The sequence below is a fragment of the Streptomyces sp. NPDC054956 genome, assembly GCF_053609185.1.
Window position 1 is genome coordinate 1 of the sequence record NZ_JBSGXB010000384.1, and the last position, 6,277, is coordinate 6,277.

Annotated in this window: 5 protein-coding genes; 1 reads left to right on the top strand and 4 read right to left on the bottom strand. The window is 73.0% G+C overall.

Translation table 11 applies throughout. The features are described 5' to 3' along the window. Nucleotides 1-209: 209 nt before the first annotated feature. The 3 genes from ACWGDE_RS34675 to ACWGDE_RS34685 form a co-directional block, all read right to left on the bottom strand. Nucleotides 210-2,444, bottom strand: coding sequence for an acetate--CoA ligase family protein (locus ACWGDE_RS34675; protein WP_453393038.1), 2,235 nt, complete (start codon nt 2,442-2,444; stop codon nt 210-212). Between the two features lie 311 nt (nt 2,445-2,755). Continuing rightward, nucleotides 2,756-3,097, bottom strand: coding sequence for a DUF5713 family protein (locus ACWGDE_RS34680; protein WP_453393039.1), 342 nt, complete (start codon nt 3,095-3,097; stop codon nt 2,756-2,758). 196 nt (nt 3,098-3,293) lie between these two features. After that, nucleotides 3,294-4,535 carry a flavin-containing monooxygenase gene (locus ACWGDE_RS34685; protein ID WP_453393040.1) on the bottom strand — a complete coding sequence of 414 codons (1,242 nt, stop codon included), beginning with the start codon at nt 4,533-4,535 and terminating at the stop codon, nt 3,294-3,296. Between the two features lie 232 nt (nt 4,536-4,767). Here ACWGDE_RS34685 and ACWGDE_RS34690 point away from each other — a divergent pair, with 232 nt between their 5' ends. Continuing rightward, nucleotides 4,768-5,199, top strand: coding sequence for a Zn-ribbon domain-containing OB-fold protein (locus tag ACWGDE_RS34690; RefSeq protein ID WP_453393041.1), 432 nt, complete (start codon nt 4,768-4,770; stop codon nt 5,197-5,199). Nucleotides 5,200-5,309: 110 nt separating this feature from the next. Here ACWGDE_RS34690 and ACWGDE_RS34695 read toward each other — a convergent pair whose 3' ends face one another. Then, nucleotides 5,310-6,065 carry a pyridoxine/pyridoxamine 5'-phosphate oxidase gene (locus ACWGDE_RS34695; protein WP_453393042.1) on the bottom strand — a complete coding sequence of 252 codons (756 nt, stop codon included), beginning with the start codon at nt 6,063-6,065 and terminating at the stop codon, nt 5,310-5,312. Nucleotides 6,066-6,277: the final 212 nt, after the last annotated feature.

The window sequence follows — 6,277 nt, forward strand, 5'->3', positions numbered from 1 at the left end:
AAAATCCAGCCCCTCCGGCGTTTGAGGAGCGGGGTCCGGGGCGGAGCCCCAGGGGGTCGGGCGGAGCCCGGCCTTTGGGTCAGGGCGGAGCCCTGGGAACGGGGGAAGGGCGGGGCGGGGAGACGGGCCCCGCGCAGCGGCATCCGCAGCCGCGGCGGGAGCCGGACCGGTACCCGCCGCGGGAGCGGGACCGGTACCCGTACCCGGGGCTATCGACAGATGGCCAGCGCGTCGAGGGCCACCGCCCCCTGCCCCCGGGGCAGCACCATCAACGGGTTGATGTCCAGCTCGGAGAGCTCGTCACCCAGCTCCAGCGCCATCCGCTGCACCCGCAGGATGACCTCCACCAACGCGTCCACATCCGCCGGCGGAGCCCCCCGCACACCCTCCAGCAGCGCATGCCCGCGCAGCTCCATCAGCATCGCCCGCGCCTGGTCCTCCCCGAAGGGCGGCACCCGGACCGCCGCGTCGTGCAGGATCTCCACGAGCACGCCGCCGAGCCCCACCGTCACCGTCGGGCCGAACAGCTCGTCCTGCGTGACCCCGACGACCATCTCGACGCCGCGCTCCACCATCTGGCAGACGAGGATCCCGTCCAGCGGGACGTTCTCGTAGCGCGCGATGTCGGTCAGCTCCCGGTAGGCGTCGCGGATCTGGCTCGCCGACGTCAGGCCGATCTTCACCAGCCCCAGCTCCGTCTTGTGCGCGAGCTGCGGGCCCGAGGCCTTCATGACCACCGGGTACCCCACCAGTCCGGCCGCCCGTACGGCTGCGGCCGCGCTGGTCACCAGCTGCTCCCGGGGCACGCGTATCCCGTACGCGCGCAGCAGCTGCTTCGCGGAGTGCTCGCTCAGCTGCTGCCCCGGCCGCATGAGCGCCTGCGCCTTGCGGAACGAGGGCGACGGGGTGCGCGGGGCGTCCTCGAAGGGGGAGCGGTAGGCGGCGGTGAAGCGGTGGTGGCCGAGGTAGGCGCGGACGGCGGTGATGCAGTTGCCGAACGTACGGAACGTCGCGACCCGGGAGGACCCGAGGAGGGTGGTGCGGTACGCCTCCTCCGTGCCGACCGGGGAGCCCCAGATCACGCAGATCAGCTTGTCGGTCTGCTCGGCCGCGTCCACCAGGTCCTGCGCGAGCTTGTCGCTCATGGGCGGGAAGGGCCCGGTGATCGGGCAGATCAGGACGCCGACGGACGGGTCGGCGAGGATCGCGTCGATGATCTTGCGGCCGCGCCAGTCGCCGACCGGGTGGCCGCCGTTGTCGACGGGGTTGGAGACGCCCAGGTACTCCGGGATCCACTGGTGGAGCTCGTCCTGCTTGGCCTGGGAGAGCGTGGGCAGGGAGAGCCCCGCTTCCGTCGCCAGGTCGGAGAAGTGGGCGCCGGTGCCGCCGGAGATGGAGTAGACGACGACCCCGTCGGCGAGCGGCTTGCGCGCCCGGGCCAGCAGCGCGGCGGTGTCCTGGAGCTCGTCGAGTCCGTCGACCCGGATGACCCCGAACTGCCGCATGGCGGCGTCGACGACGGTGTCCGCGCCGGTCAGCTTCCCCGTGTGGGAGGCGGCCATGCGGGCGCCGGTCTCGGTGCGGCCGACCTTGACGGCGACGACGGGTACGCCGTTGCGCGCCGCCCGGTCGGCGGCGAGGAGGAACTGCCGGCCGTCCTTGAGGCCCTCGACGTAGCAGGCGATGGCCCCGACCTCGGGCTGCTCGGCGAAGTACGAGATGAAGTCGGAGGTTTCGAGGTCGGCCTCGTTGCCGGTCGGAGCCCAGTGGGAGAGGCGGATGCCCAGCTCCTGGAGGGTGTAGACCGGGCGGCCCTGATGGCCGGACTGGGTGATCAGCGCGATGGCCGGGCCGTCGAGGTCCTCGCGGAACTTCTCGAAGGCGTTGAGGTTCGTGTTGGGGCCCAGGAGGCGCAGGCCCGACCGCCGGACGGCGGCTCCCAGGCGGGCCTGCGCGGCGGCGCCCTCGTCCCCGGTCTCGGCGAAGCCGGAGGCGAAGGCGACGGCGAACTTCACCTTGGCCTCGGCCAGCTCCTCGACGACGGGGAGCGGGTCGGCGACGAGGAGGACCGCGAGGTCCACCTGTTCGGGCAGGTCGGCCACGGAGGCGTGGCAGGGCAGCCCGAACACGGACGTGCGGGTGGGGTGGACCGGGTGCAGCCGGGCCCCCACGCGGTCCGCCCAGGCGATGAGCTGACGGGTGATGCCGGTGTTGGGTCTGCCGTCTGCGTCCGAGGCGCCGATGACGGCCACGGACTCGGGCCGGAAGAACCGGTCCAGGTCGGGAGCGTCGGCGTGCAGGGGCCGACCGCTGACGTCCAGCGCGACCGTGTCCTCGGCGGAGGGAGCCGTCGTGGAGTGGACGGCCGTCCTGGGGGTCTCCCCGCAGGCCTCGACACGTGCGCGGAAGTCGGTGGTGAGGGTGCCGTGAGTAGATCCAAGCATCGTTCCGCCCGCTCCTGCTCGATGAACCTCGACGATTCTCAATAACTGACGCGTAGTCAGATTACTGAACTGACGTGCCGTCAGGAACAGGGCTGCGCAGGAAAGGTGGTGGAGGTGATGTGTGGAACGGTCTCAGATCTCCTCTGGACGGGTCCAGACCATTATTCGGCCGAGGTGGGTGGGGCGGATGTGACGGGTGGGGCGCATGGGGTCGTCCGGAGTCGTCCGGGCTCTTCCGGGCTCTTCCGGGGTCGGCAGGGGTCGTCAGGGGTACGGATCCTGCACCGCACCCCCTCCGCGACGGCGCCGGCTCACCACTCCCGGGGAGCGATCAGCTCTTCCACGTCCGCATCCGTGAACCCGTACGCCGAGGCCACGAACCAGAAGTCCTCGGCTATCTCCTCGCGCGCCACGGTCTCGATCTCGCTCCCCGCTTCCTCGAACTCCGCCTCCAGCAGGTTGAACTCCTCCGTCGCGGCGCCGGTCAGCGCGTACAGCGCCGCCAGATCGGCCGGGCGCTCCGCCTCGATCCGGGCGCACAGCGCGCGCAGGATCGCGGCGCCTTTGTCGAGGACGTCGTTCGGGTAGTAGTCGTCCGCGTACAGCTGCCGAAGGAAGGCGTGGTCCGCCACCTGCTGGTTCGTGATCGACATGATGATCCCCCCGTTTTCTCGCCCGAGAGCCGGTGCGGCGTTCTCCGATGTGCCGATGCTGCACCACGCCACTGACACCGGGCGGGCGGCGGTGGGCGGACTGTGGAGGGAGGGAGGGAGGGAGGGAGGGAGGGGCGTCGGCGGCGTGTGGATGCCGTGGGCCTGGGGAGGTGGCCGCCTTCGCCCGGCGGCGGCCTTACGCCTCCAGGTTCCGGGCGACGGCCTTCGCGATCTTCTCGGCGTCCAGGGCCATTTCGCGGAAGTTGCCGCTGATGGGGTTGGTGAAGCCGGTGAAGTAGAGGCCGGGGGCGTCCGGCGGGGTGTGGGCGCCGTGGGCGCTGGGGCGGCCACGCTCGTCCAGTACGCCGAGATCGCCGACCAGGCCCTCCAGGGCGCGGCGGTAGCCGGTGGCCGCGATCACCACGTCCGGGCTGATCCGGGAGCCGTCCGCGAGGACCACCTCGGAGCCGTCGAAGGACTCGACGGCGGCGACCGGCTCGACCCGCCCGGCGCGCACCGCGTCGATCAGGCCGGCGTCCTGGACCGGGATCGCCCCCTGGTTGACCCGGCTGTACAGGCCGGTGGTGGGGCGCGGGAGCCCGTACGCCGACAGGTCCGGGACCGAGGCCTTGCCGACGATCGCACCGAGCCGGTCGACGAGCCCCACGGGGAGCCTGCGGACGAGGATCCCGGTGCGCTGGGCCGGCCAGCCCGCGGTGGAGCGGCGCAGGATGTGCGGGGCGGTGCGCACGGCGAGACGGACCCGGCCGGCGCCGCCTTCGGCCAGGTCGACGGCTATCTCGGCGCCGGTGTTGCCGACGCCGACGACGAGGACGTCACGGCCGGCGTAGGGGGCCGGGTTGCGGTACTCGGAGGCGTGCGCGAGGGAGCCCTCGTACGTCGCCCGGCCGGGCCAGTCGGGGATGACCGGGGTGTGGTTGAACCCGGTGGCGACGACGACCGCCCCGGCGGCCATGACGCGGCCGCCGGTGGCGTGGAGGGTCCAGGTGGTGGGGGCGGTGCCGTCCGCGCTGGAATCGGAGGAATCGGAGGAATCAGAGGAATCGGCGGAGCCCGAGGTAGTTGCGGAGGTGCGCTCGATGCGGGTCACCTCGACGCCCGTGACGAGCTCCAGCTCGTGGAACTCGGCGTACTTCTCCAGGTACCGCACGACGTTGTCCCGCGCGACCCAGCGTCCGAAGCGGCGCGGCATGGCCAGGCCCGGGAGCGCGGAGAGGCGCCGCGTGGTGTGCAGGTGGAGCCGGTCGTAGTGCCGGCGCCAGGAGGCTCCGACGGACTCGGACTTCTCCACGACCACCGCACGGACCCCGCGTGCGCGCAGCGCGGCGGCGACGGCGAGGCCGCCGGGACCGGCGCCGATCACGTAGACCGGGCGGGGCTGGGTGGACATGTCGGGTGCTGCGGGGACTCCGGGCATGAGGTGTGAGCGTATCGCCGTGTGCGCGCGATGGGTCTCGGACGAGGAGGGAATCGATTGCGGATCGATCACGGAGGGTGGGGTGGGGGGCGACGGGGGGTTGCGGTGGCGCGGGGTGCTGGGGGCGTGGTGGGACGGGGGCCTTGTGCGATGCGGCGCGATCCGGTGAACTGACGGCACGTCAGATGTGGCGTGCTCCCTCCCTGGACGTTCGGCGAAGAGGACAGCTGCTGTGAGTACGAGTACTGGTGCGGGTGCGGTGCGCTTCGACCTGCCGGAGATCGACGACTTCACCCGTCCCTACTGGGACGCCGCGGCGCAGGGACGGATGCTGCTGCGCCGCTGCGGGGAGTGCGGCAAGGCGCACCACTACCCGCGGGAGTTCTGCCCGGCGTGCTGGGCGGGCGAGGACAGCGTGACGTGGGAGACCGCGTCGGGACGCGCCACGCTCTACACGTGGTCGGTGATCCACCGCAACGACCTCCCGCCGTTCGGCACGCGGGTGCCGTACGTGGCCGCGGTGGTCGACCTGGCGGAGGGGCCCCGGATGATGACGGAGGTCGTCGACTGCGAGGAGTCGTCCCTGCGGATCGGCATGGACCTGGCGGTGACCTTCCGCGAGGCGGCGGAGGGAATCTGGGTGGCGGTGTTCGCGCCGGTGTAGGGGGCCCGCTGGGCCCGCTGCGGAGCCGGGGCATCGGGGCGGGTGCCCCGATACCCCGATGCCCCGGCCGCGCCCCGACCCTGCCCGGACCGGGCCGCCTGCCGCGCGGACTACGGCCAGAGCAGGTGCCGGGTCCAGGGGGAGGCGGGGGTGGCGCGGGTGTACCGGAGCCGGGTGTGACGGCGGGCGGCGTCGCCCTGGAAGAACTCGACCTCGGTCGGGGCGAGTACGTACCGCGTCCAGGTCGGTGCCGGCGCGTCCGGCTCGGCGCCCGCGCGGTCCCAGGCCGCCGCGGATGCGCGCACCAACTCCTCGACGGAGTCCAGTACCTCGCTCTGCCGACCCGTCAGGGCGGCGGCGAGCGCGCCGCGCGAGCGGGCCGCCAGGTCAGCGCGGCTCTCCACCGCGCCGCACGCCGTGACCCGGCCCCGGACACGGATCTGGCGGGCCACGGCCGGCCAGTAGAACCCGAGCGCGGCGTCAGGACGCGCGGCCAGCTGCCGGCCCTTGGCGCTGGTGGAGTGCGAGGCGAAGTGCCAGCCGCGCTCGTCGGCGTCGTGCAGCATCAGCGTGCGTACGTCGGGCCGCCCGTCGGCGTCCACGGTCGCCAGGCTCATCGTGTGCGGCTCCGCCTGCTTCGCCCGGGCGGCGTGCGTGAACCACTCGCGGAACAACGCCAGCGGCTCGTCCGGAGCGCCGCCCGGGTCGAACCCGGGCAGCGGACCGTCCCACACGCGCAGCGAGTGCAGGGTGGCGTGGAAATCGTCGGCCCGGTCGGAGGGGGCGGCGTTGCCGACGGGGCTGGCATTGCTTACGGAGCTGGCGGGGCCGGCGGGGCCGGCTTGGCCGTCGTGGCTGCGGGTCATGCGGCCATGCAACACCACGGGCGGGGACCGACAGCGGACCGGGGGCGGGGTAGCCGAATCCCTGCGGGTCGGGGCCGGACGGCCGACCAGCGGTCAGGAGTGCCTAGCCCTGAGGGGCGGGAGCGAGTATTCGGCCGGGGGTTACGGGAGAGCGATGCCCTCGCGGTCCGGGGCGTGACAGGGATTGGGGACTTCCCGTCAGTCCCATCGTC